This is a genomic window from Mangrovihabitans endophyticus, from assembly GCF_014646155.1.
GTDB lineage: Bacteria > Actinomycetota > Actinomycetes > Mycobacteriales > Micromonosporaceae > Actinoplanes > Actinoplanes endophyticus.
Genome location: NZ_BMMX01000012.1, coordinates 78,049 through 104,074 on the forward strand (window position 1 = coordinate 78,049; position 26,026 = coordinate 104,074).

20 protein-coding genes are annotated in these 26,026 nt (G+C 70.6%); 8 read left to right on the forward strand and 12 right to left on the reverse strand.

What is annotated here, in order from left to right; translation table 11 throughout:
• Positions 1–51 precede the first annotated feature (51 nt).
• Positions 52–1,161 (forward strand): PP2C family protein-serine/threonine phosphatase, encoded by a 1,110-nt coding sequence (locus IEY73_RS15630; RefSeq protein ID WP_189079934.1) that lies wholly within the window; start codon positions 52–54, stop codon positions 1,159–1,161.
• A 491-nt stretch (positions 1,162–1,652) separates the two neighbouring features.
• The gene (locus IEY73_RS15635) at positions 1,653–3,509 is read left to right on the forward strand and encodes an acyl-CoA dehydrogenase (protein ID WP_189079935.1); all 1,857 of its coding nucleotides are present in this window, start codon (positions 1,653–1,655) and stop codon (positions 3,507–3,509) included.
• A 74-nt stretch (positions 3,510–3,583) separates the two neighbouring features.
• Here the strand turns inward: IEY73_RS15635 and IEY73_RS15640 are convergent, their stop codons facing one another.
• Positions 3,584–4,099: a SixA phosphatase family protein gene (locus IEY73_RS15640; protein ID WP_189079936.1), complete on the reverse strand. Its 516-nt coding sequence runs from the start codon at positions 4,097–4,099 to the stop codon at positions 3,584–3,586.
• A 113-nt stretch (positions 4,100–4,212) separates the two neighbouring features.
• Here IEY73_RS15640 and IEY73_RS15645 point away from each other — a divergent pair, with 113 nt between their 5' ends.
• Positions 4,213–4,491 (forward strand): DUF6458 family protein, encoded by a 279-nt coding sequence (locus tag IEY73_RS15645; protein ID WP_189079937.1) that lies wholly within the window; start codon positions 4,213–4,215, stop codon positions 4,489–4,491.
• Between the two features lie 125 nt (positions 4,492–4,616).
• On the opposite strand, the gene trhA is transcribed toward IEY73_RS15645, so the two are convergent.
• The 7 genes from trhA to pdhA form a co-directional block, all read right to left on the reverse strand.
• Positions 4,617–5,294, reverse strand: a complete 678-nt coding sequence (trhA, locus tag IEY73_RS15650; RefSeq protein ID WP_189079938.1) for a PAQR family membrane homeostasis protein TrhA — start codon at positions 5,292–5,294, stop codon at positions 4,617–4,619.
• A 48-nt stretch (positions 5,295–5,342) separates the two neighbouring features.
• On the reverse strand, positions 5,343–7,178 hold the full coding sequence (locus IEY73_RS15655) for an NHL domain-containing thioredoxin family protein (RefSeq protein ID WP_189079939.1): 1,836 nt from the start codon (positions 7,176–7,178) through the stop codon (positions 5,343–5,345).
• Complete coding sequence (locus IEY73_RS15660; protein WP_189079940.1) at positions 7,175–10,150, reverse strand: LppU/SCO3897 family protein; 2,976 nt, start codon at positions 10,148–10,150, stop codon at positions 7,175–7,177. Before IEY73_RS15660 ends, IEY73_RS15655 begins: the two co-directional genes overlap by 4 nt.
• A 331-nt stretch (positions 10,151–10,481) precedes the next feature.
• On the reverse strand, positions 10,482–10,619 hold the full coding sequence (locus tag IEY73_RS15665; RefSeq protein ID WP_189079941.1) for a hypothetical protein: 138 nt from the start codon (positions 10,617–10,619) through the stop codon (positions 10,482–10,484).
• A gap of 158 nt (positions 10,620–10,777) precedes the next feature.
• Complete coding sequence (locus tag IEY73_RS15670) at positions 10,778–12,205, reverse strand: dihydrolipoamide acetyltransferase family protein (protein WP_189079942.1); 1,428 nt, start codon at positions 12,203–12,205, stop codon at positions 10,778–10,780.
• 5 nt (positions 12,206–12,210) lie between these two features.
• The gene (locus IEY73_RS15675; RefSeq protein ID WP_189080004.1) at positions 12,211–13,194 is read right to left on the reverse strand and encodes an alpha-ketoacid dehydrogenase subunit beta; all 984 of its coding nucleotides are present in this window, start codon (positions 13,192–13,194) and stop codon (positions 12,211–12,213) included.
• Positions 13,191–14,330, reverse strand: coding sequence for a pyruvate dehydrogenase (acetyl-transferring) E1 component subunit alpha (gene pdhA / locus IEY73_RS15680; protein ID WP_189079943.1), 1,140 nt, complete (start codon positions 14,328–14,330; stop codon positions 13,191–13,193). Before pdhA ends, IEY73_RS15675 begins: the two co-directional genes overlap by 4 nt.
• 413 nt (positions 14,331–14,743) lie before the next feature.
• On the opposite strand from pdhA, the gene IEY73_RS34130 reads away from it, so the two are divergent.
• Complete coding sequence (locus IEY73_RS34130) at positions 14,744–15,835, forward strand: hypothetical protein (RefSeq protein ID WP_268240452.1); 1,092 nt, start codon at positions 14,744–14,746, stop codon at positions 15,833–15,835.
• Positions 15,836–15,938: 103 nt separating this feature from the next.
• On the opposite strand, the gene IEY73_RS15695 is transcribed toward IEY73_RS34130, so the two are convergent.
• The 3 genes from IEY73_RS15695 to IEY73_RS15705 are packed head-to-tail and all read right to left on the reverse strand — an operon-like array spanning position 15,939 to position 20,611.
• Positions 15,939–17,153, reverse strand: a complete 1,215-nt coding sequence (locus IEY73_RS15695; protein ID WP_189079946.1) for a hypothetical protein — start codon at positions 17,151–17,153, stop codon at positions 15,939–15,941.
• Between the two features lie 34 nt (positions 17,154–17,187).
• A complete protein-coding gene (locus IEY73_RS15700; RefSeq protein ID WP_189079947.1) occupies positions 17,188–18,855 on the reverse strand; it encodes a GTPase family protein in 1,668 nt (555 codons plus the stop codon).
• A 16-nt stretch (positions 18,856–18,871) separates the two neighbouring features.
• Positions 18,872–20,611, reverse strand: a complete 1,740-nt coding sequence (locus IEY73_RS15705; RefSeq protein ID WP_189080005.1) for a GTPase domain-containing protein — start codon at positions 20,609–20,611, stop codon at positions 18,872–18,874.
• 486 nt (positions 20,612–21,097) lie between these two features.
• Between IEY73_RS15705 and dnaK the strand changes: the two genes are divergently transcribed.
• From dnaK to IEY73_RS15725, 4 genes are all read left to right on the forward strand, one after another.
• Positions 21,098–22,993, forward strand: a complete 1,896-nt coding sequence (gene dnaK / locus IEY73_RS15710; protein WP_189079948.1) for a molecular chaperone DnaK — start codon at positions 21,098–21,100, stop codon at positions 22,991–22,993.
• On the forward strand, positions 22,990–23,670 hold the full coding sequence (gene grpE / locus IEY73_RS15715) for a nucleotide exchange factor GrpE (RefSeq protein ID WP_189079949.1): 681 nt from the start codon (positions 22,990–22,992) through the stop codon (positions 23,668–23,670). Before dnaK ends, grpE begins: the two co-directional genes overlap by 4 nt.
• Positions 23,671–23,743: 73 nt before the next feature.
• Positions 23,744–24,934: a molecular chaperone DnaJ gene (gene dnaJ, locus IEY73_RS15720; protein ID WP_189079950.1), complete on the forward strand. Its 1,191-nt coding sequence runs from the start codon at positions 23,744–23,746 to the stop codon at positions 24,932–24,934.
• 63 nt (positions 24,935–24,997) lie between these two features.
• The gene (locus tag IEY73_RS15725; protein WP_189079951.1) at positions 24,998–25,438 is read left to right on the forward strand and encodes a heat shock protein transcriptional repressor HspR; all 441 of its coding nucleotides are present in this window, start codon (positions 24,998–25,000) and stop codon (positions 25,436–25,438) included.
• A 7-nt stretch (positions 25,439–25,445) separates the two neighbouring features.
• Here IEY73_RS15725 and IEY73_RS15730 read toward each other — a convergent pair whose 3' ends face one another.
• Positions 25,446–25,892, reverse strand: a complete 447-nt coding sequence (locus IEY73_RS15730; RefSeq protein ID WP_189080006.1) for a hypothetical protein — start codon at positions 25,890–25,892, stop codon at positions 25,446–25,448.
• Positions 25,893–26,026 lie beyond the last annotated feature (134 nt).

Below are 26,026 nucleotides of genomic sequence, written 5' to 3' on the forward strand. Positions count from 1 at the left end.
CAAGATGATGCCGTCACGGGCCTTCATCAGGCATGCTGTTCGCGGTAGACGATGCCTTTCATCCCGCCGGGTCGTCACCCGGTCACCCCAGCCACCCGCGCCGGTCTCGGCGCGGCGGTCGTGCTGCTCGCGGCCATCTCGGCGGTGGAGATAGCGCAGGGTGGTCGGCCGGAGTTCATCGGGTTGCTGGCCGCGGTGCCGTTCATGGCCGCGGTCTTCGCGTTCTGGCGGACGGTGCTGAGCGTGGGCGCGCTGACCACCGCGGTCAGCCTGGTGTTCACCGCGATGGACGGCGAAGTCGGCATGGTTGGCATGGTCAACGTCGCCGGCATCATGGTGGCCACCGGCATCGCGGCCGCGATGGCGACGGTCCGGCAGCGTCAGGCCGATCGGATCGCCGAGTTGTTGCGCCTGGCGGCGGTGGCCCAGCAGGCGGTGCTGCGACCGATCGGGCCCCAGGTGGGCAACCTCGCGGTAGCGGGTCGATACATCTCGGCGTCGGCCGCCGCGGACATCGGGGGCGATCTCTACGAAGCGCTCGATACCCCGTACGGGGTACGGATCATCATCGGTGATGTGCGCGGCAAGGGCCTGGACGCGGTACGGCTGGCCAGCATCGTGCTGGGCTCGTACCGGCATGTGGCGTATGAACGGTCGGATCTGCGCACGATCGTGGCCGACCTGGACCGTGCGGTGGCGCGCAGCGTGGGCGACGAGGACTTCGTGACCGCTGCGCTGCTGGAGGAACGTGGCGGGACGCTCACCATCGTCAACTGTGGACATCCGGCACCGCTGCTGCTGCGCCGCGGGAAGGTGATCGCCTTGGAGCCGCCGGCGCCGGCGCCGCCGCTGGGCTTCGTCCCGGTGGCCGAGCCACGCGTGGAACGGTTGGAGCCGGGCGACCGGTTGCTGCTGTTCACCGACGGGCTGGGGGAGGCGCGGCGGGAGGGCGAGTTCTTCCCCACCGCCGACCGCGGCTGGCGGCTGCTGGGCCACGGCACGGTCGCTGATGGTTTGGCGTCACTGGAGACGGCCCTGATCGACTGGGTGCACGGCCGCCTCGACGATGACATCGCGTTGGTGCTGATGGAGTACACCGGGCATGCGGAAGCGCCCGCGGTTCCCGTGCCGAGCTGGGAAGTCGGCACCGCAGGGAGCTGACGTGCCGGTTTAGTAGACGCCGGCTTTCTCCGCGGCCTTCTCGGTCGCGGACTCCACGGGTTTCTCCACGGGGACCGTCGGTGCCTCGGACGGTGCAGGGGTGTGAACCGGGACGTCACCGTCGGCGGGTTCGGGTGCGCGATGCCGCCCGACATATCCGCGAGGTTCCTCGTCCCGTCGAGGTTCGGGAATCAGATTCTTGATCGAGGCGAACACGGCGACCTCCCCGGGTCTCGACGCGAGTGCGTACACGGGGAGCAACGAGTCGTCGCACTCGTCGATACGTCGTGCGGGTGGTTGTTCTGGCAAATGGCCGATCGGTTGCCCCGACGGCCACCCGATCGGTGACATTCGACGTCCCGGTCGGCGGTCGAAGCCGCGTCGGACGGGCACATTCCGGCGTATCACCTGGCGTCTTGTCGACTCCTACCGATGAGTAATACAGTGGGTGTTACTGACGGGTAACCCACGTCCGGAGAGCGGGGCCAGCCATGACCCATTACCACAGCAACCTGCGCGACCTGCAGTTCAACCTGTTCGAGGTCTTCGGAGCGGACCAGGCGTTCGGCCAAGCTCCGTTCGACGAGATCGACGCGGACACCGCGCGTGACGTGCTGGACGAGGTCAACCGGTTGGCCCGCGAGGACCTCGCGGCCAGCTACACGGACGCGGACCGCAATCCGCCGGTGTTCGACCCCCAGACGCACACCGCCCCGCTGCCGGAGTCGTTCAAGAAGTCGTACGAGAAGTTCATGGCTTCCGAGTTCTGGCGGCTGGACCTGCCCGGCTCACTGGGCGGCACGCTGGCGCCCCGGGCGCTGTGGTGGGCGATCGCCGAGCACGTGCTGGGCGCCAACGCGCCGATCTGGCTCTACGCCAACGGTCCGTCGTTCGCGCACGTGCTGAACATCGAGGGCACGCCGGAGCAGCGGGAGTGGGCCAAGCTCTTCGCGGAGAAGCAGTGGGGCGCCACCATGGTGCTCACCGAGCCGGACGCCGGGTCGGACGTCGGCGCCGGGCGCACCCGGGCCGTGCCGCAGGACGACGGTTCCTGGCACATCGAGGGTGTCAAGCGCTTCATCACCTCGGGTGAGCACGACCTCACGGACAACATCATCCACTACGTGCTGGCCCGCCCGGTCGGCGTCGAGGGGGTCGGGGGTCCCGGCACCAAGGGTCTGTCCCTGTTCGTGGTGCCCAAGTTCCACTTCGACCCGCAGACCGGCGAGCTGGGTGAGCGCAACGGTGTCTTCGCCACCAACGTCGAGCACAAGATGGGCCTGAAGGTCTCCAACACCTGCGAGATGACCTTCGGCGGCAACGGCATCCCGGCGAAGGGCTGGCTGCTCGGCGACGTGCACCAGGGCATCCGCCAGATGTTCATGATCATCGAGTACGCCCGCATGATGGTCGGCACCAAGGCGATCGCCACCCTGTCCACCGGTTACCTGAACGCCCTGGAATACGCCAAGAGCCGCGTTCAGGGTGCGGACCTGACGATGAACTCGGACAAGTCGGCGCCGCGGGTCACCATCACCCACCATCCGGACGTCCGTCGTTCGCTGATGCTGCAGAAGGCGTACGTCGAAGGGCTGCGTTCCCTGGTGACGTACACGGCGACGTGGCAGGACAAGGTGGCCATCGCGGAAGCGGCCGGAGACACCGAGACCGCCAAGGCCGCCGCCCGCGTCAACGACCTTCTGCTGCCGCTGGTCAAGGGAGTGGGCTCGGAACGGGCGTACGAACTGCTCAGCCACGAGTCGTTGCAGACCTTCGGCGGTTCCGGCTTCCTGCAGGACTACCCGCTGGAGCAGTACGTCCGGGACGCGAAGATCGACACCCTGTACGAGGGCACCACGGCGATCCAGAGCCTGGACCTGATCTTCCGGAAGATCGTCAAGGATCAGGGTGTCGCCCTGGCCACGGTGGCCGGGGAAATGCAGTCGTTCGTCGAGTCCGAGGCGGGCAACGGCCGGCTCAAGGAGGAACGGCTCGCGCTCGGCAAGGCGCTCGGCGAGCTCCAAGCCATCATGGGCACCCAGATGACCTGGCTGCAGGCCGTGCAGGAGGGCGACAACGGCGGGCTCTACAAGGTCGGTCTGACCTCTCGCCGCGTGCTGCTGGCCCTTGGCGACGTGCTTGTCGCGTGGCTGCTGCTGCGTGGCGCCGAGGTCGCGCTCGGCGCGCTGAACACCGAGGTGACCCCGTCGGACAAGAACTTCTACGAGGGCAAGGTGGCCGCCGCGCGGTTCTTCGCCCGCGAGGTGCTGCCGCGCATCGGCGCCGACCGGCGGATCATCGAGAACACCACCCTCGACATCATGGATCTGCCGGAAGAGGCGTTCTGATCGTTCTCCCGTCCCCCAGAGCAGGAGGCGGACCGGCGGACAACGACGTCCGCCGGTCCGCTGCCTGTCCGGTGTCAGCCGCGGGCGGTGTGCTCGGTGATCAGCGGCATCGAGTGGGGTTCGGTGGTCGCCCACGACCGGTCCGTGCGGTGCACGGCCAGACCGGCGGTCTTCAGGCCGCTCAGGGTCGCCGCTTCGGGATCCGGGCGCAGCAGCAGGGACACGTCCGACATGGTGGGGTTGTGTCCCACCACCAGGACCGTCCGGACGTCGTCTGGCACCCGCCGGAGCAGGTCGAAGACCTCGGTGCGGCCACCGTCATACAGGCCCGCCTCGTAACGGACCTCGGGCGACACGGCGGCCTCGCGGGCCTGGGAGAGCGCCACCGCGACACCATGCCAGGTCTGCCGGGTCCGAGCAGCGGGAGAGCACAACACCAGTTGCGGTGCGATGCCCTCGTCGGCCAGCCAGGCGCCGACGGCATCCGCGTCCGTCTCGCCCTGCGTGGTCAGTCTGCGGTCGATGTCGGTCAGCTCACCAGGGGTCTCGGCCTTCGCATGGCGCAACAGGATCAGGGTGCGCGCAGTCATGAACATCAGCTTGCCTGATTGAGTTTCGCCCTGCCGGGGTAACACGCAGGCGTTCGAATCGACCGAGGTCGTGTCTGCGCCGGACGGGCGGGGCACCCACCAAGGAGGGCCCGATGGGCATCGGCGGAAGCATCTTCCTTCTCGCGCTGGGGGCGATTCTGGCGTTCGCCGTCAACGCGCAGGTCAGCGGAATCGACATCAACATCGTCGGCTGGGTGCTGATGGCGGCTGGTGTCGTCGGTCTGATCATCACGCTGTGGTACTGGAACAGCCGGCGCCGCACCGTGGTCAACCGGGAGCGTGTCGCTCCGGCCAACGGCCAGGTGGTGAACGAATACCGTGAGGTGCGTCGGGAGGACCCGCCCCCGCCGCCGCCCACCTACGGTAGCTGAGCCCTCGGCACCGGCCCGCGACCCCTGGCGGGGGCTGCGGGCCGACGGTGCTCTGGGCCCGTTTCGGTGCGGTAGACCGAAATCCGGGACCGGCCGGTGGCGACGATGCGATCGGCCGGCGCGATTCAGGCGTACAGGGCGAAATAGATCGCGATGTGATGGCAGAGCGCGGCGATCAAGGTGCAGGCGTGGAAGAACTCGTGATGGCCGAAGACCATCGGCCACGGGTTGGGCCGACGCAGCGCGTAGAACACCGCGCCCACGCTGTAGATGGCGCCGCCGGTGACCAGCAGCACCAGATCGGCGACCCCGCCGCGGTGCAGCACGTCCGGCAGGATCGTCACGGCGGCCCAGCCGAGCGCGAGGTACAGCGGGGCTCCGACCCAGCGTGGCAGGTGCGGCCAGATGGTCTTCAACGCGACCCCGCCCAGCGCTCCGCCCCAGATGAGGGTGAGCATCAGGGTGGCCTTGGTGGTCGGCAGCAACAGCACGCAGAACGGGGTGTAGGTGCCGGCAATGAAGATGAAGATCATTGAGTGGTCCATGCGCCGCATGATCTGGTAGCCGCGTTCGGACCAGATGCGGCGATGGTAGAGGGCGCTGACGCCGAACAGCCCGCACACCGTGAGGCTGTAGACGGCGCAACTGACCAGCGGCGCGGCGCCGGGTCGGCTGGCCGCGATGGAGCAGAGCACGATGCCGCACGCGAGTGCGACGAAGAACGCGTACTGGTGAAGCCGACCTCGCAGCCTGGGCTTGCCGAGGTCGGCCGGCTTCATCCGGAACGGGGCCGATGGCGTCACGACGATAAGGCTACGGCACCGTAAGTTACTGCACGGTAGTGAAATCTCTTACTTCGCCGGGTCCACGCCACGCAGGATCAGCGGCAGCCGGGCGGCGGCGCCCGGGGACACCACCACCGGTACGCCCCAGTCCTGCCGGGTGAGGTGACAGGCGGCGTGCTCGACGTCGGCGTCGCAGGTGGCCGCCTGCGCCACCACCTGCAGCACGCCGCGCGGCACGCGCGGATCGATCACCAGCCGGCGGGACAGGTCCGTGGTGACGCCGGCGCCCTCGGCCAGCAGTTCGGGCGGGGCTGCGGACACCTCCAGGCGCGTGGACGGCCCGTACGTGTCGTCGAGTTTCTGGCCGGGAGCGGGAGTGAAGATCACCTCCAGCGTCATCGCGCCGGGCGGAACCGTGGCGGGCGGGCGTTCGACGCGGTGGCGTTGGCCTGCCACGGTGCTGACCGCGCTCGGTGCGAGTCGCGTCAACCGGTGTGCGCCGGACTCCACCACGATCACGTCCCCGTCGCCGGTCACCAGCACGTCGCTGGGCTCGGCCAGCTCCGCCTGCACGGTGGAGACGGCGTCGGTGTCCGGGTCGTATCGGCGTACCGCGCCGTTGTAGGTGTCGGCAACCAGGACCGAGCCGTCCGGAGCGGCGGCGACCCCGAGCGGGTGCTGGAACAGCGCCTTCCCGCCTGGCCCGTCGACGTGGCCGAAGTCGAACAGACCCTGACCGACCGCGGTGTGCAAGGTGCCGTCACGGATCCAGCGCAGCGCCGACGTCTCGCTGTCCACGATCCACAATCGATTGCCGGAGACGGCCAGGCCGGACGGTTGCGCCATCCACACGTCGGGCAGTGCGCCGTCGCGCAGCGACTCCACGGTGGTGCCCGCGTAGACGCCGGCGGTGCCGGCTACCGGATCGAACCACCACAACTGGTGGATGCCGGCCATGGCGACGATCACCCTGCCGTCGAACCAGACGACATCCCACGGCGAGGACAGATCGGCGGTACGGGAGTCCTGCCCCGCCTCGCCCCAGCCGGACCGCTCCCCGCCCGAGTCGGTCCGCCCCTCGGCCGGGGCGGACCGCCAGGGTCGCCCCGAACCGGCGACGGTGGTCACCTCACCGGTGGCCAGCGCGACACCGCGCAACCGGTGGTTGACCGTGTCCGCGACCACCACGTCGTACCCGGCGATCGCCGCGACCTCGCTCGGAAGCAGGCACAGGCCCTGCGGCTCGGAGAACGGCGCGCCACGCTCGCCGGAACCGATGCGCCGGACCACCGTGGCGCCGTCCGGGGTGATCTCGGCCAGCGAGTGCCGTGCCGAGTCGGACACCAGCAGATTGCCGCTCGGCAGTTCGATCGCCTTGCCGGGGAAGCGCAGCAGGGTGTCCGGTGGGTCGGGCGGCACGTACGGGCCGTCGCCGCGATGCAGCGTGCCCGCGGCATCGTGCTCGTTGATCAGATCGTCGAGAAGCCGGGAGAGGCCCTCCGCGTGGCCCTCGCCGGCCATCGACGCGACCAGGTAACCGGCCGGATCGATCACCGCCAGCGTGGGCCACGCCTTGGCCGCGTACTGCTGCCACAGGTGCATGTCGGCGTCGTCGACCACCGGATGCCGGACGCCATACCGCTCGACGGCGGCGGCCAGGGCGTCGGGGTCGCGTTCGTGCTCGAACTTCGGCGAATGCACGCCGATCACCACGAGCACGTCCCCGTACCGCTCCTCCAGCGGGCGCAGCTCGTCCAGCACATGCAGGCAGTTGATGCAGCAGAAGGTCCAGAAGTCGAGCAGCACCACCTTGCCGCGCAACCCGGCCAGGGTGAGCTCCTGGCCGCCGGTGTTCAGCCAGCCCCGCCCCCGCAAGTCGGGGGCGCGCACCCGAGCGCTCATCCGCCCGGCTTGAGGCAGAGCACCTTCGTCCGTCCATCGCTTGTCGGGTTCACCACGTAGGGCTGGCCGGGATCGTCACACTGCGCCTGATTGTCGACGATGGAGACCACCTGGAACGCGCCGGGAGCGCCGCAGTCCGCCTTCACGGCCTCGCTGCCGGACTTGGCCACGCAATCGCCCGCGTTCACGTCGAAGCCGCTGTCCGAGCCGCGGGAGATCAGCCACACGATGCCGATGGCGACGCCCACCAGCAGCGCCGCGCCGACGATCACGGAGATGAGCGTCGGAAGCATCCGCACGTGCGGGGTCTCCGGCTTGGCCGCTGCGGTCTCCTCCGCCGCGTCGGGCTTGAATTGGTCGAAGCGGCCCTGCTCGGCCTCACCGGACGATCCGGGCCAGGACGCGGTCTCGTCCGCGACCGGCGGCGGCGCCACGGTGGCGCGATTGGCCGGCCCGCCGAAGCCATTCGGCGAGGGTTCCTCGCCCGGCTGCTGCGGGACGAAACCCGGCTGCTGCGGGACGAAGCCGTTGTCCATGCCCGGCTGCCGACGTGCCGACGGCGGGAAGCCGTTCTCCACCGGCGGCGGGGCATGCATCGAGGACAGGGCGGGCGGCGGAACGTACGGGTCGCCCGGGCCGGACGGGGGGCGTCCGGAGATGTCGGTGGTGTGTTCGCCGTACGGGTTGGCGCCGAACGGATCGGGCCGTCCCTGCGCCGACGGACCCACCTGGCCATGACCGCCGGTGCCCGGATCGTTGGGGCCGGGACCGCCCGCACCGGAGCCGTATACCGCCGGGCCGGACGACCCGGGACGGTCTCCGGAACCGCCGTGCCCGCGTCCGGAGACGTCGGTCGTGAACTCGGTGTACGGAGGCCCGCTGGGAGGCGGTGCGGAATCGGCGGGCGGCGACGAAGGGACGAACGGCGGCGGCGCCACCCGGGCGCTCGCCGCGGCGCGGCCGGAGTACGGATCGGACGGACCGGATTCCGGAGTGCCGCCTTCCCACGCGTTCGGCGGGTCCGCCGGTGCCGGCATATCGCGATCGTCCCGATACGGGTCGTCGAGCCGCCGTGCGTCGCGATAGGGATCGTCGTCTCGATGCGGATCCCCGCGATGAAGGTCGTCGCGGTAATCGTCGTGGGGGTAATCGTCGAGGCGGACTTCCTCCTCGCCACGATCGTCATGAGCCGTCGAAGGGTCGGCGGTCGAAGCGGCACGACCGTAGACCCGGGCCTGCGGCTGCCCGGCGGCCCTGGACGGCAGCTCCTCCTGGGGAGCCGGCGTGGCCCTGCTGGCCGTGGGCACCGACGCGCTCGCGGACACCGCGCGGCCTCCCGAGGTGGGATGTCCCTCGGCGGCCTCCCGTGGTTGCGGCACGGCGGCATCGTGCTCGGCCGGGCCCGGCTCAGGGTCACCCACCGGGGCGAAGCCGGGAGCCGGCGCGCGCTCCGCGAAGCCGGGCTGCTCCGGCCGGTCCGCCGAGCTGGGCGGAGCATCGAAGGGCCGCGGGCCGGAGTCCGGTTCGCCGAACGGGGACCGGGCCGCCGGCTCGCCGAACGGGGACCGGGCCGCCGGCTCGCCGAACGGAGACCGGGCCGCCGGCTCGCCGAACGGAGACCGATCGGCGGGCCCACCGAAGGGCGCCGGTGGGTCGGGCATGTCCCCACGATCGGTGTCGCCACGCCCCGGGTCGGCGGAGAGCGCCATGCCGAACGGTCCGGGGCCGGAGGTGGGCCGCTGTCCGGGCGCGGGCTGCTGAGCAAAGCCGGGCTGTTGCTGCTCGAACGGCGAGCGCTGTGACTCGTACGGCTGTGATTCGTACGGCTGTGACTCGTACGGGCCGCCGCGGTCGGCCGGTGCACTGCCGAACGGACCGGTCGGATCGAACGAACGCGGCCGTTCCGCCGGGCCGCCGGGCTGTTCCATGGGGCCGCCGGCTTGCGGCCGTTCCGCCTGGCCGCCGAGCTGCGGCGGGGGACCGAACGGGGATTCCCAAGGTGCCGGCTCCGGCCGGGACGACGGGTCGCGCACCGGAAGGTCGGAACTCATCGGCTTGCCGGGCCCGGAATCCGATGCGGCCGGGCCGCCGGGGAGCGGAGGCGGCGGCATCGCGGGGGGCGGCGGTGCGCCGAGCGATGGTTCACGCCGCGGGAGCGCGGACGAATCGGGGTCCGGCGCTTGCCGGGTGGCGGGGGAGCGCGGCGCGTCCGGCAGGTCGGACAGGGTGGCGCCGGGCACACGTACGCGCTGATCGCCGAAGGCCGAAATGCCCGCCGGACGCGCATTCGGGGTGTCCGAGAGCGACGTCGGACGATCCCGCTCGGCGAAGCCGGCGGGGTTGCCGAAGCCGGCGGGGTCGTCGTGCGCGGAGGGGCCACTGTGTGCGGACGGCAGGTCGGCGCGGCCGGGCGAACCCGCTGCGAAGCCGTGCACGTCGTCGTCCGATCGGTAGGGATGCGGTTCCTCGCCGGATGGCGGTGCCCACGGGGATCGATCGGGCGCGCCGCCGGGCTGCGGAACGCGGGCCGCCGCGGAGACCGAGGCATGCCCGGTCGCGCTGCCTCGCGCCGGCGCCGGACTACCCTCCACCGCGCCGCCGCCTGCCGGGCTCTCCGGGCGCGCCGAGTCCTGGTCGGCCAGTCCGGGCTCCGGCCCCGACGACGGGCCGAAACGGGATGCCGCCGGGCCGAAGACCGGGCCGGACTCGGCAGTCGGAATGCCATACCTGCTCTGGTCGCTCACCTGCCGGTTCGGCTCGGCCTGGCCGAATTTCGGCACGGCGGGCACCACGAAGGGGGAGCCGCCGTTGGGTGTGGCATGCGGCGGCGGCTCATAGGAGGTGGGCTCGGGCATCGGTGGGCGCGGTGCGCGGCCACGGTCGTCGGCGTCGGGCGGAAAGCCGTCGGCGCCGAAGCCTTCCGACGCGGCGCCGGACGGCGGTTGACCGCCGTACTGCCCCTCGGACGTCATTCGCGCCTCCTTCGTTCTTGTCGGCCCCGCCGCTGAGCACGGACGCCGTTCCGGCGTGCGCCGCGCCATCGTGCCAGCTATCGGCCTGGCCGTGCAGGGCCCGTGGCCTCCCGTAGGGAGCGGGAGACGGCCCCCGATCGCCCCCCGGCCGACCCGGCCTGAAGACAACCCGAACAACCGTACCGGGCGATGCGGCTCGGAGGAACTCCGGTCCGGCCCCGGCGACACCGGAGATCTACGCACGAATGAGGCGGGCAGACATGCGCAACGGCCCGCCCGGGTCGTCCCCGGACGGGCCGTTTCTGCTGCTCAGATGGCGATCGCTGGGCGGTCACCTGATCTGGCGCTGGGCGAAGATAGCAATCTCGTCACGCATTGCCTGCGAGGGAGCCGAAAGCCATGCGCGGTCGATGGCCCGGTTCTGGCGGTTGATGAGTCGGCGGGTGCGGATGCGGTTGATCATGCTCACGGTGGTGCTCACTCCCTGGGCCTTCGCGGCCTTGTCACGGTGCTTCGTTGCGCACTACCAATTGTGCGTCGGTGAGCGACGAGCAGCCAATGAATCAGGGGGTGATGCGCAGCACCAGCCTCATCTTCTAAGGTCCGCCAGCATTGCTGCCGAATAATCTAAGTCCAGGCGAGAAGTGCCCCCTCCGGATCGGTGAGGAAGTCGCCGATGTCCCGCAAGAACCGGGACCCCAGTTCGCCGTCGACGATCCGATGGTCGAAGGACAGGCCCAGAGTGGTCACCTGACGCACCTTGATCTTGCCCTTGTGGACCCAGGGCGTCGGCCGGATCGCGCCCAGCGCGAGGATGGCCGACTCGCCCGGCGGCAGGATCGGCGTGCCGGTGTCCACACCGAAGACACCGACGTTGGTGATCGAGAACGTGCCCCCGGCCATCGCGGCCGGTGGGGTCTTCCCAGACTTCGCGGTCCGCACCAGCTCGTCCAGCGCCGATGCGAGGTCCCGGAGCCCGAGCCGCCCGGCATCCTTGATGTTCGGCACGATCAGCCCACGCTCGGTAGCCGCGGCGATGCCGAGATTCACGACGTCCTTGACGACGATCTCGTTGGTCGCGCCGGACCATGTCGAGTTGACCATCGGATGCCGCCGGATCGCGAGCAGCGCCGCCTTCGCCACCAGCAGCAGCGGCGAGATGCGTACGTCACGAAACTCGGGCCGACCCTTGATCTTGTCGAGGGCCTTCAGTGACCGCGTCACGTCGACGGTCAGGAACTCGGTGACGTGCGGCGCGGTGAAGGCGGACGCCACCATGTTCTCCGCGGTGAGCTTGCGCACGCCCTTGACCGGGATGCGCCGCTCGCCGCCGGCGATCGTAGGTCCGGGTGCCACCGCGGCCGTCTTACCCGGCGCGGCGGCGGCCCGCTGCACGTCGTCGCGCGTCACCGAACCGAGCGGGCCGGTGCCGCTGATCTCGGCGAGGTCCACGCCCAGATCGCGGGCCATCTTGCGCACCGGCGGCTTGGCCAGTGCTCGGTGCCCCGGCATCCGTGGTGAGGCGGGCCGTTCCGGCTCCGGCAGGACTGGATCCGGGGTGGCCTCCTCCGGCGCGGGCGCGGCCGGTGCTGCCGATGTGGGCCGCGCGGCGCCCACCCGCGGCCGTCGCTTGGCAGTGACGTTGCGCGGTCCGTAACCGACCAGCACCGCGGTCCGTCCGCCGGGCGCCGGACCACCGATCAGGCCGGGTTCCACCGCGCCCTCGGCCGGCGCGACCTCCACCGCCGCCAGCGAGGCTGCGGACGGCTCCGGGGCGGCGCCGTCCGCCGGCGATGCCGGCCCCGCGCCGGGCTCGGTGTCGATGGCGACGATCGGCATGCCGACCTCGACGGTGGTGCCGGCATCGTGGTAGATCCGGGTCACCACCCCGGCCCACTTCGCCGGGATCTCCACTGCGGCCTTAGCCGTCTCCACCTCGACGATCGGCTGATTCAGCTCGATCGTGTCGCCCACCTTGATCAGCCAGGAGAGGATCTCTCCCTCGGTCAGTCCCTCGCCCAGATCGGGCAGGTTGAACTCCTTGATCCGCGACATCGGCGTCACCATCCGAACGTGCGGTCGACGGCGTCCAGCACCCGGTCGAGGTCGGGAAGGTACTCCTCCTCGACCCGGGCCGCGGGATAGGGCACGTCGTACCCGGTCACGCGCAGCACCGGCGACTCCAGCGAGTAGAAGCACTCCTCGGTGATCCGAGCCGCGATCTCCGAGCCCAGTCCGAGGTTGCCCGGCGCCTCGTGCACCACCACGCACCGCCCGGTCCGGCGCACCGACTCATATGCCGGCCCGAGGTCCAACGGCGAGAGCGTGCGCAGGTCGATGACTTCCAGATGGCGTCCGTCCTCCGCGCCGGCGGTCGCCGCGTCCAGCGCGGTGCGGACCATCGGCCCGTACGCCAGAATCGTCGCGTCGGTGCCCTCGCGCACGATGCGCGAGGCGTGCAGCTCGGCCTCGGCCGGCCGGTCCAGCTCCACCGTGCCCTTCTCCCAGTACCGCCGCTTCGGTTCGAAGAACACGACCGGGTCGTCGCTGCTGATCGCCTGCTGGATCATGTGGTAAGCGTCGGACGGGTTGGCGCAGGTCACCACCTTCAGACCGGGCGTGTGGGCGAAATACGCCTCCGGCGACTCCGAGTGGTGCTCGACGGCGCCGATCCCACCGCCGTACGGGATCCGGATGACGATAGGCAGCCGGACGTTGCCGTTGGAGCGGTAGAACATCTTCGCCACCTGGGCGACGATCTGGTTGTACGCCGGAAAGACGAAGCCATCGAACTGGATCTCGCAGACTGGGCGAAATCCGCGGATGGCCAGGCCGACCGCGGTCCCGACGATGCCTGCCTCGGCGAGCGGAGTGTCGATGACCCGGTCCTCACCGAAGTCCTTCTGCAGCCCGTCGGTGATGCGGAAGACGCCACCGAGCTTGCCGACGTCCTCGCCCATGATGATGACCTTGGGATCGTTCTCCAACGCGCGGCGCAGGCCATGGTTGAGGGCCTTGCCCAGGGTGAGAGTCTCGGCCATCAGTGGTCACTCCCCTCGAACGCCGCGTGGTAGGCGACGAACTGCTCGCGTTGCGCGTCGACCTCGGGCGAGCCGTTCGGATACGCGTTGTCGAAGAGTGTGACCGGCTGCGGATCCGGCATGGCCAGTACGCGTTCGCGCAGGCTCAGCGCCAGCGACTTGGCGGAATCGTCCACGTCGGCGAAGAAGGTGTCGTCCGCGATCTGCTGCTTGGTGAGGAACGTCCGCAAGCGCAGGATCGGGTCCTTGGCCTGCCACGACTCCACCTCACTGGCGATCCGGTATCGGGTGGGATCGTCCGAGCTGGTGTGTGCGCCCATGCGGTAGGTGTACGCCTCGATGAGCGTCGGTCCCTGTCCTTGACGGGCGTTGTCCAGTGCGGCCCGGGTCACCGCGAACGTGGCGAGCACGTCGTTGCCGTCCACGCGTACGCCCGGGAAGCCGTACCCGTCGGCCCGCCGGTGCAGCGGAATGCGCGTCTGGCGTTCCAGCGGTTCGGAGATCGCGTACTGGTTGTTCTGGCAGAAGAAGACGATCGGCGCGTGGAACACCCCGGACCAGACGAAGGACTCGTTCACCTCGCCCTGGCTGGTGGCGCCGTCACCGAAGTAGGCGATCACGGCCTCGCCGTCCGGGCCGCCGGTCTTGCCGTCCATGGTGATGCCCATGGCGTAGCCGGTGGCGTGCAGCGTCTGCGAGCCGATGACGATCGTGTAGGTGTTGAACTTGAACTCGTTGGGGTCCCATCCGCCCTGGTCGACGCCCCGGAACAGGCCGAACGGCATGATCGGGTCGATGCCGCGGGTGTAGAGCACGCCGTGCTCGCGGTAGGTCGGGAATGCCATGTCCTGCGGTCGCAGCGCCCGGCCCGAGCCGACCTGTGCCGCCTCCTGGCCCAGCAGGCTGGCCCAGATGCCCAGTTCGCCCTGGCGCTGCAGAGCGGTGGCCTCGGTGTCCAGGCGGCGTACCGTCACCAGATCCCGGTAGAGCTCGCGATATTCGTCGTCGCTGAAGTCGACCGTGTATGTCGTGCCCTCGGCGGTGGTGACGCTGTCGACTCGCTCACCGTCGGGGGTGAGTAGTTGGACGAAGCCACCGGCCGGGACGTCGGCCCCGACTTCGCTCTCGCCGTTCGCCATCCGTGTCTCCCTGTTCCTCATCTACGCCCGCGGCGGGTGTCGCCCGTCCGCACGGCTGACCGCTGGGTGTCGCCGCGCTGGACCGGGTGAGGTTGCCGCGCGACGTCTCGGCAAGGTCAGGAACCCTGCCGGGGAGTGACGGCCCCCACCGCTCCCCGCTGGTATGCGGGGGCGACGGCAGCGGTGCCATCGTCACCATCCTGACAGAGAACGTGAGCCCGGTTACAGAGCAGGTCGATCACATCCCGGAAATTATGCCGTCGCGGTTCTCGGGGCTTTTGTCCGGTTAGCTGTTTTTCGTCACCTCACTTCCGTACGAAGGAACGGCTTCGGCCGCTGCCGATATGGGCGTCCGTCGTTCACCCCAGCACTGGAGCGATTCAAAAAGATCTTTCCCTGGGGAGGGCGGTCCGGTGCCGGAGGGATCGAAGAACGAGCGCCTCGTGCCGCCGTTGCGGAGGTTGCGCCGGAGGCTGAACGGCATCTACCGAGCCGACGGCTTCGCCGGCCCGACCCGCCGGTACGTGCTGGTCGTCGCCATGCTGGTGGGCTTGGCATCGCTGCCGACCCTGGCGGCGATCCTGGCCGGGTCCAACGAGCTGTCCGAGGGTGACACCGGCACGATCGACATCCCGTTCCTGCCGCCGCCCTCGTCTGCGCCGGTCATTCCGTTGATCCCGGCGCCGTCGTCCGCGGTGCCGTCGTCGTCGCAGCCCGCGTCGCCCGGTGCCGCGTCCGCTCCGGGGCCGGTCTCGTCCCCCCACACGGCGCCTTCGCCAGGGTCTACCTCGTCCTCGGGTGTGTCGCACGCTCCGGATGCGTCCACATGGCGGCCCGGCGCGGCGACGGCCACCCACGGCTCGGCAGCATTCGCCGACGAGGGTTCGGGCCGGGCCGTGAAACACGGCGGCGTGACCGGGTCGGGCGCGGCGAACGGCGCCGGTGGTGACAGCTCGGATCATGCCGCCGGGTTTTTCGGTGTCAACGGCGCCAGCGGCACCGCCGGCGCGGATGCTCCGTCCGCGCCGGACGGCAACGGCACGTCCGAGCATCCGGCTGGGCCCACGCTGCCCGCCGGTCCGGCGGAGCCCAACAGGCCGGCGCAACCCGCGGGTCCGGCGGAGCCTGGGGGTCCGGCCGAGCCCGGGGGTCCGGCCGAGCCCGGGGGTCCGGCGCGTCCAGGCCGACCGACGCAGCCCGACCGGCCCGCCGACCCCGCCAAGGAGGAGCGGTCACGGCGTAGCCGCACCCCATGTCACGAGCGCAGCGCGGGCGGGTCGCGCCCCGCGCCGCACAAGCCGTTGGCCCGGTCGCCGTGGCGCGACAACGTCGACTCCCCGGTGCGCAACCATCATCGCAACGGCGTTCGCGGTGATCGCGACGGCCGCGGCCGGGAGCGCGCACGTCATGTCGCCACTGGTGCGCACCGAAAGCAGCCTGCCCGCGCGGACCGCACAGGAAACGTCGGCGGCCACCACGCCAGCGGCGCGAGCAGCCGGAGATGACCAGCGTCTATACGGCGACCACGCGAACACGGTGGAGTCCGGTATAGCAGGCATACGTTTGCGACGACTTGCCGCGTCCGGGCGGAATTTCGGATCTGAGGCGTTACGTGTCGTCGCCCAGGCGGTGCCGGTTCGTCTCGATCCAGGCGTCTATCGCGTCGCTGTCGTTCGGATCAACACCCTCGGAGATCAACTGTGCCACCGCCGCCGTCGCTGGGCTGCGTCGTTCGCCGGTTGCGTAGAGACGCGCGAACTCCGGGATCATCTCCTCAAGCACCTCGCCGGTCTGCTCCACCGCCGCGGCCGGCAGACCCCGTTTGCCGATCGCGTAAGCGGACCAGGCACGCGCCACCTTCGGCAACATGGCCGCGTCGTCCATGTCGAGTACGGCGCGCCGGTGCACCCAGTCCAGCAGGAACAACTCCGCCACCGCCGGGCTCCACCGCAACGGGTCCGAGTCGGGCAGGGTGGCCGCGTGATCCAGGATCAGCCCCAGGCAGAAGTGCAGGCTCGCCGCTTCGTCATCGGCACGTATGCGATCGAGGCCGAAGCGCCCGGCGGACGGCGAGGCGAGGAAGTCGCGTGCCACCTCGGGGGCCGCCGGGTGTGGTGGTTCGGGCAGCGGCGGGGTGGTCGCGGTGGGCAGCAACGCCAGGCGGGCGCCGGCGAGCGCCCGGTCGGTGGACAGCGATCCGGATGAAGGCAGGTCGGTCAGCTCGTCGGTGACCTCCAGGTGGCGGTGCACCTCCCCGCGCAACCGGCCCGGATCCTCCTCGCGGAACCACGTCAGCTCGTCGTCGGCGCACATTTCGCGGACCTGCCCCAGGATGCGGTCTGCCGGGCCGCCCACGAAGACGTCCTTGGTGATCCCGATGTTGTGATCGATGAGCGCCACCACGGCGTGTTCGGGGCCGCCCTCGTGCGCGTCGTCGTAGGCGAATGTCACCAGGTAGGACGTCTGGTCGCCGTACACGTCGCCGTAGGCGTAACAGCCCGTCGGGCGCACCCGGCCGAGCTGCGCCGCCCACCCCGGCGCCTGCGCCCCACGCCGGACCTCGGCGGCGCCGTCCGCATCCGGCACCAGGGCCGCGAACACCTCGCGGATCGTGGTGGCGTCGGCGGTGCGTCGCCGGTGCGTGGCGCTGAGGAAGTGGCCGACGAACGCGCGGACGGCCTGCACCCGATCCGTCTCGGCCACCGAGTAGATGCTGCCCAGTAAGGCGGTGCCGAGCATCTCGGCGTCCAACGCGCAGTCCAGCTTCGTCACGTCGCGGGCGGCTTGCAGGACCGCTTCGTACGGAGTCTGAGGTGCCGGCATGGGCCGAGCCTACTCGCGACGCACGGCGGTCGAATTACTCAGATCGGACCACGGTCAGGGCTTCGCGGGCCTGCGCGTACGCGTTGAGCACCTCGCGCACCGGCGCCACCACCTGCTCGCGGGCCACCTCGGTGACCGACGCTCGCAGCCGTTGTTCGGCGCGTTTGCGGGCGCGCCCGGCTGCCCAGTTGATCACGGGCGTGATCAACAGCCAGAGCAGCAGACCCGCTAGCAGCCCGCCGAGCAGCAACAGGGTCGGAAGCGGTACCTCGCCGACCTTCGGCGTGTCGAACTCGGGCAACCCGAGCACCCGTACCGCGTACCCGGCGATCAGCCATCCCAGGCCGACCACCGCGGCCAGGGTGACCACCCACTGCAGCAGGCCGACCACCCGCCACCACAGCGGGCGGCGGGACACCCCCAGGTCGGTGGTGGCGACCGCGCGGTCCAGGGCATCCGGCAGGTCGGCGCTGCGGGAACGGGCGGCGGCGTTCAGGGGCGCCGCCCAGATGGCCGGGATCGGCGCGGCGGCGCGGTCGGCGACGGCCCGCACGGACAGGCCGACCGCGGACCGCTGCGCGGCGTCCGGCTCGGGGAGCGAGCTGCGCGGCACGATCTCGGACTCCGTCGATTCCGGCAGGTGCAGCCGGCGCAGCGGGTCGGGCCGCAGACGGCGCAGCCCGCGCAGCACCGGCCAGCCGGTGGACGCGGCGGCGCGGTGCCGGTACGCGTTCCCGGTCGCCGCGGCCACCGCGGGCACGCCGGCCGAGGTGGCGAGCGCGTCGGAGAGCTGCCGCACGGTCGCGCGGTCCACTTCGTCCTCGGCTGCGGGCGGCCCCATCGTGCCGGCCAGCTCTTCGCTCACCGTGTCCAGGTCGGCCGACAGCCGACGCAGCGCGGCCTGCCGGTCGGCGACCGTCTTCTCCAGCGCTGCGCGCAGCTCGGTCAGCATGCCGGGCTGTTTTGCGGACGTGGCCATGACCGGGGACGTGGTCAGCCCGTCGTCGCCGAGCAGCCGCTTCAAGTCGGTGAGCACCACGTCGGTGTCGTCGGTGGACAGCCGATCGGCCTGGTTGAGCACGACCACCGTCACGTCCGCGTGTGAGCGGAACTTCCGCAGGTAGGCGTCGTGCAGGACCCGGTCGCCGTACTTCTGCGGATCGACCACCCAGACCATCTGGTCGACCAGGCCGAGCAGGCGGTCCACTTCGAGGCGGTGGCTGCGCTCCACCGAGTCGAAGTCGGGCAGGTCCAGCAGCACCAACCCGTGCAGGGCGGCCTCGTCGTCGCCGTCCAGCGCGCTCTCCCGGATGAAGCGCTGGCGTGGCAGCACGCCGATCCAGTCGAGTAGCTGATTGGCTGGCTCCAGCGGACCCCATACGCAGGCATGCGCCACGCCGGTGGTCGGCCGGCGCACGCCGACCGGCGACAGCCGGAGCCGGGCCAACGCGTTGAAGAGGCTCGACTTGCCGCTGCCGGTGCTGCCGGCCAGGGCAACCACGGTGTGGTCCCGGGACAGCGACAGCCGGCTGCCCGCGCGCTCCACCAACGTGTGCGCCGCCACCAGGTCACCGTCCGGGAGATACGGGTCGACCACGCGCAGGAAGCGAGACAGCGCGCTGAGCCGTTCCGCCAGGCGTTCCGCGTCCACCCGGTCGTCGCCGTGGCCGAGCGCGTCCCGCACCTTTTCCACCAGGCTCACGACGGTTGCACCAGGCTCATGACGACGTTCCTCCGGAGGGCGCGGTCAACGCGAGTTCTTCCCGGGCACGTTCCACCGCGGTGGCCGCGTGGCGCAACCCCGCGCCGGGATCGGCGTCGAGCCCGGCCGCAGCCGCGCGCTCGGTGTAGCGCGCCGCCTCGGCGTTGAGCAGGTCCGTGATCCGTTCCATCAAGTTCTCCCGGGCCCGGCCGGCGAGCGTGCGGATCGCCTGGTCGCCGAAGATGGCCTCAAGGACCTTCTGCGCGGCGACGGTGGTGCCCGCGCCGACGGCAACCTCCGCGCCGGTGGGGATGAAGGCGGTCGAGGTGAACACGGCGATCATCACCGCGAGGCCGGCGCCGTTCACCGCGTACGCCGCACCGCGCGCCACCACACGCCGGTCCCCGGCCTCGGCACGGACGAGCTCCAGCACCCACTGCTGCCAGTCCCGGACCAGGCGCTCGGCGCGATCCGGGAGATCGGGCGCGGGCCGTTGCAGGGCCGGTTCCAGCAGCGCCACCCCGGCCGGGTGGGCCTGCCACGCCTGCCAGGCCTGTTCGGAGGCGTCCGCGCACACTCCCCGGATCAGCGTGACCAGTTGGGACTCCAGCGCGTCCTGCAGGTTGCGGCCGGGCGCCGGGCGCCCGGTGAGGGCGGCCACCAGCCGGTCGCGGACCTGTCCCACGCGCGATTCGAGGGTGCGCAGGAACTCGCCGGTGCCGATGAATTCCTGCCAGCGTGCGAGCACCTCGCCGCGCAGCAGGCGGCCGTCCTGCAGCCCCTGCTCGATGGTGCGGCGGGCGGTCCGGTAGGCCGCGATCACCCGCTCCTGCAGCGCGGCGGCGGCACGGCTCTGCTCGTCGGCGGCCTCGGCCAGCCCTTCCACGGTGGGCTGCAGCGCCGCGAGTGCACCGTCCAGCGTCTGCCGCACGACCGCGGCCCGCGCGCTCGCGTCCACGGCGAGCTGCGCGAACCAGTCGCGCAGGGGCGCGGTGACGTCGTCCGGCAGCAGCCCCTGAGCCTCCAGGTGCGTTTCCGGCATGACGAACAGCGGGGCGGCCGACATGTCATGCGCGGCCAGCATCTCGCCGAGATGCGCCGAGACCTCACCGGCCGCCTCGGCTGGAACGCGGTCGAGCACCAGCGCGATCACGGTGCCGCGCAACCGTGCGGTGGTCAGCAACTCCCACGGGACGGCATCCGCGTATCGGGCTGCCGTGGTCACGAAGAGCCACAGGTCGGCGGCGGCCAGGAGCTGGGCCGCCAGGGCGCGGTTGCGGTCCACCACCGAGTCGATGTCCGGCGCGTCCAGGAAGGCGAGCCCCGACCCGAGCGCGGGCGCGGGGACCAACTGCAGGGTCCGCGGGTCGGTGCTCGACTCGGTGATGCGTGTCAGGCCGGGCAGCAGTTCGCCCTGCCGGAACCAGGGCAGGTCGTCCGGGTGGCTGACCAGGACCGGGGAGCGGGTGGTCGGACGCAGCACGCCGGCAGCGCTGACCGGTGCCCGGACCAGACTGTTCACGAGCGTGGACTTGCCCGCGCCGGTGGAGCCGCCGACCACCACCAGCAGCGGTGCGTCCAGACGCGCCAGGCGTGGCAGAAGGTAATCGTCGAGCTGTGACACCAGCGCCGTACCCACCCGGCGGGCCTCGTCGGCGGAGGGCATGGCCAGCGGATAGGTCGTCCCGCCGATGGTCGCCCGCAGGCGGCTGAGCGCCTCGGCCAGCCGCCCGAGTGCGGGCGGTGGTTCCGCCATGACAGGCGGTTCGGACACCGTGTCCGCTGCGGTGGATTGCTCGGTCGTGGGACCCTTCACCTGCGCATCCCGCCGATCGGCCGGGGATGACGACGACTCGGCCGGGGATGACGGCGACGGTTGGCCAGCGTTTGGCGCCGGAGCCGGGGCGCGGTTGTCCGGGGCGGCGTCGGCGGCCGTCGCCTGCTCCGGCGGCCGGGCCTCGACGTCGTCCTTCTCCGGTCCTGGCGCGGAGGCGGCGGCGGAGGCCGGCGATCCGACCGCGTCACCGTGCGTCGTCACGGGTAAAGCGTGCCCGATCGATACGACACAGACAACAGGTGCCGCTGTGCCGTGACCGGACAGGAATGTGGGGAACGCAACTTGCGCCCAGTTGGCTCAACTTCGATTTGACGATGCCGATGATCGTGGCATCATTGAGCCAGGTCCGCTCAACTTGGGCCGGAGTCAGCACGAAGCAAGCCAGCATGAAGCGAGGAAGCGAACATGGCACGAGCGGTCGGCATCGACCTCGGCACCACGAACTCCTGCGTCAGCGTTCTGGAAGGAGGCGAGCCCACCGTCATCGCCAACGCTGAGGGCTCCCGGACCACCCCGTCCATCGTCGCCTTCGCGCGCAACCAGGAGGTGCTCGTCGGTGAGGTGGCGAAGCGCCAGGCGGTGACCAACCCGGACCGGACCATTCGTTCGGTGAAGCGGGAGATCGGCACCAACTGGTCGATCGACATCGACGGCAAGAAGTACACCCCGCAGGAGATCTCCGCGCGGGTGCTGATGAAGATCAAGCGGGACTCCGAGGCGTACCTGGGCGAGCCGGTCACCGATGCGGTGATCACCGTCCCGGCGTACTTCAACGACGCGCAGCGCCAGGCCACCAAGGAGGCCGGCGAGATCGCGGGCTTCAACGTCCTGCGCATCGTGAACGAGCCCACCGCCGCCGCCCTGGCGTACGGCCTGGACAAGGGCTCGAAGGAGCAGACCGTCCTGGTCTTCGACCTCGGCGGCGGCACCTTCGACGTCTCGCTGCTGGAGCTCGGCGAGGGCGTCATCGAGGTCAAGTCCACGTCCGGCGACAACCACCTCGGTGGTGACGACTGGGACCAGCGGGTCATCGACCACCTGGTCAAGACGTTCCGCGGTGCCAACGGCATCGACCTGAGCCAGGACAAGATGGCGCTGCAGCGTCTGCGTGAGGCCGCCGAGAAGGCCAAGATCGAGCTGTCCGCCGCCACCACGACCAGCATCAACCTGCCCTACATCACGGCCGGCCCGGACGGGCCGCTGCACATGGACATGACGCTGAGCCGGTCCGAGTTCCAGCGCATGACGCAGGACCTGCTGGACCGCACCAAGGCGCCGTTCGAGCAGGCGATCAAGGACGCCGGCATCAAGGTCGCCGACGTCGACCACGTCATCCTGGTCGGCGGCTCGACCCGCATGCCCGCCGTGTCGGACCTGGTCAAGCAGCTCACCGGCAAGGAGCCGAACAAGGGCGTCAACCCGGACGAGGTCGTCGCGGTCGGCGCCGCGCTGCAGGCCGGCGTGCTGAAGGGCGAGGTCAAGGACGTTCTGCTGCTCGACGTGACCCCGCTGTCGCTGGGCATCGAGACCAAGGGTGGCATCTTCACCAAGCTGATCGAGCGCAACACCACCATCCCGACCAAGCGCTCCGAGGTCTTCACCACGGCCGAGGACAACCAGCCGTCCGTGCTCATCCAGGTCTTCCAGGGCGAGCGCGAGATCGCGGCGTACAACAAGAAGCTCGGCACCTTCGAACTGACCGGTCTGCCGCCGGCGCCGCGCAACGTGCCGCAGATCGAGGTCACCTTCGACATCGACGCCAACGGCATCGTGAACGTGCACGCCAAGGACATGGGCACCGGCAAGGAGCAGAAGATGACCATCACCGGCGGCTCCGCGCTGCCGAAGGACGACATCGAGCGCATGATGCGCGACGCTCAGGACCACGCCGACGACGACAAGAAGCGGCGTGAGGACGCGGAGACCCGCAACCTGGCCGAGCAGTTGCAGTGGCAGACCGAGAAGTTCCTCGCGGAGAGCGGCGACAAACTGCCCGAGGACAGCCGGGACAAGATGAACGAGGCGCTCGGCAACCTGCGCAGCGCGCTCGGCGGCCAGGACATCGAGAAGATCAAGTCTGCGCACGAGGAACTCGCCAAGATCTCCCAGGAGGCCGGTTCGCTGCTGTACGCCCAGCAGCAGGCCGACGGAGCCCAGGGCGCGCAGGGTGGACCCGATGCGGACGGCGCACAGGCGCCGGGCGCCGGTTCGGCCGGTTCGGCCGGTCCGTCCGCGAACGCGGCGGGTGGCCAGGACGATGTGGTGGACGCCGAGATCGTGGACGAGGACGAGAAGAAGTGACCGCCGCGGAGGACGAGAACGACGGTCGGACGACCGAGCGCGTCGTCATCCGCAACCGTCGCAAGATCAATCCGAACCAAATGCCGGCAGGGGAATCCGTGAGCGAGGACGAGGCCAAGGCGAAGGCCAAGGAGCAGGCCGGCGGTGCGCACCGCGCGCCCGAGACGGACGAGAACGACGCATCGGGTGCCACCGAGTCCGCGGAGCGCACGGAACCGGCCGCGGGCGAGGCTTCCGGGTTGGGCGCCGAGCTGGAAGCACTGCGCACCGACCTCGAAGAACGGACTCGCGACCTGCAACGGATCAGCGCCGAGTACGCCAACTACCGCAAGCGGGTCGATCGTGACCGGGCCACGGCAGCCGAGCAGACCACCGGTCACGTGCTGACCGCGCTGCTGCCGGTGCTCGACGACATCGATCGGGCCCGCGAGCACGGCGACCTGGTCGGCCCGTTCGCCACAGTGGCCGAGTCGCTGAACGCGGCGACCGGGAAGCTGGGACTGGTCGGGTTCGGTGAGAAGGGCGATCCCTTCGACCCGACCCGGCACGAGGCGGTGGCGCACCAGACGTCGGCCGACGTCAGCGAGCCGACGTGCGTCGAGGTGATGCGCCGTGGTTACACCCTGGGCGAGCGCTTGCTGCGTCCCGCCCTGGTCGCGGTCGCTGATCCGGAGTGATCTGCTCGATTGTCCCGCCCGCCGGCTCAGCGGCGGGCGGGACGTCCCGATTCGTCAGGAGGGGGTGGACCAGATGAGTTCGAAGGACTGGCTTGAGAAGGACTTCTACGCCGTCCTCGGGGTGAGCAAGTCCGCCTCGTCCGACGACATCAAGAAGGCGTACCGGAAACTGGCGCGGGAACTGCACCCGGACCGCAACCCGGGCAACAAGGACGCCGAGGACAAGTTCAAGGCCGCTTCCGAGGCGTACGACGTGCTTGCCGACGAGCGCAAGCGCAAGGAGTACGACGAGATGCGCTCGTTGTTCGGCTCCGGGGCGTTCCGCCGCGGAGCCCGCACGGGCGGTGGCGGCGGCACCCAATTCGACCCGTCGGACCTGTTCGGCGGCTTCACCGGGGCCGGTGCCGGCCAGGCCGGTGGCGACCGGCGGTTCGGTGGCGCCGGCTTCTCGGACATCTTCAGTTCGATCTTCTCGGGCGGCACCGGCGGCGGCACGCGCCGCGGGCCGCAGCGCGGCCGTGACGTGGAAGCCGAGGTCACGCTCGATTTCGTGCACGCGGTGAAGGGCACGACGCTGCCGCTGACGCTGCGCTCGCCGGGCGTGTGCGACACCTGTCACGGCAACGGCGCGAAGCCGGGCACCACGCCCCGCACTTGCCCGCAGTGCTCCGGAACCGGGCTGATCTCCCGCAACCAGGGGTCGTTCAGCTTCTCCGAGCCGTGCCGCGAATGCCAGGGCTCGGGGCAGATCGTGGACGACAAGTGCCCGGAATGCCGTGGCACCGGCGGGGTGACCAAGAACCGCACCATCAACGTCCGGTTCCCCGCGGGCGTCGCCGACGGGCAGCGGATCCGGCTCAGTGGCCGCGGCGAACCGGGCGCCCGCGGCGGCACCGCGGGCGATCTGTACGTGCAGGTCCGGGTCCGTCCGGACGAGTTGTTCGGGCGCAAGGGCGACGATCTCACGCTCACCGTGCCGATCACGATGGCCGAAGCCGTGCTGGGCGCCGATCTGCGGGTGCCCACCCTCGACGCGCCGGTCACCTTGCGAGTGCCGCCCGGAACGCCCAGCGGCCGGACGCTGCGCGCGCGGGGCAAGGGCGTGGCGCGGCGCAACGCCGAGGCCGGCGATCTGCTGGTCACCGTCGAGGTGCAGGTGCCGGCGTCGGTGTCGGACGAGGCTCGGGACGCGCTGGAGCAGTTCGCCAAGCTGACTCCGCCGGCGGCCCGGGAGCGCATCGAGGCACGGTTGCGCCGGTCTTGACACCAACCGGTGGCGAGCTGACACACAACGGGGTGGAGGGGACCTTCGGGAAAGGGGCGGCACATGTACGAAGAGATCAACATCTCGGTGGAGCAGGCCTCCGACGCGAAGGTCTTGATCATCTCGGTGGCCGCGCGGCTAGCCGGTATGCATCCACAGACCCTGCGGCAGTACGACCGGCTGGGACTGGTGCAAGCCGGTCGCGCCGGTGGCGGGGGCCGGCGTTACAGCGAGCGCGACGTGGCGCTACTGCGCGAGGTGCAGCGCCTCAGCCAGGAGGACGGCGTCAATCTGGCCGGCATCAAGCGCATCATCGGCCTGGAGCAACTGGTCAGCGACCTGCAGGAGCAGGTCGCGGAGCTCACCCAGGAACTTCGGGTGGCGTACGCCCGGATCGCCGAGATGGAAGCCATGTCACCGTACGCGCCGAGCCGCGACCTCGTCCGCCAGGAACGTCCGTCCACCGCCCTGGTGGTGTGGCGTCCGCGTCGCCCGCACACGTGACGGCGCGTCAGCGCCGCCCGAACAGGGCGAGCCGACGCGGATGCCGGACCAGGCCGCCCTCGATCCATTCCTGGTAGTCGAAGAGCTCGGGGCGGGTGGACAACACCCGGCAGTTGTGCGCCCAAATGGCCATCGGCTCGTCGCCGACCTCCTCCGCGCGCTCGATGTATTTCTTCAGGCGGCGCTTGCGCTGCGACGTCGCATTCGACCGGACGCCGTCGGCGGCGTAGATATACATGCAGTGCAGCGCGAACCGGCGCGCCGGACACTGCCGGTCCATCGCCAGCTCGAACAGCGTCGGCCCGAGGACGTCGCCGGAGATCAGCAGGTCCCAGTCGAACGGCATGGTGTCCAGCGGGACGGACTCCGGGTGATAGGCCCAGGCGCGCAGTTCCTCCGGCCGGGGGTCGACCGGGTTGGCGAAGCCGGGGAATCCCGAGTCACGCTCACGCACGCTCACGCCGCCGCCTCGTCCTCATCGAGCCGTCTCATCACCGAATCGAGCGAAACGCTAGCGTGCCGGACGGTTCCGACGGAAGGTGCCCGGGATCACAATGTGATACTCGTCGGTAGCTTTGAGCTGCCCGA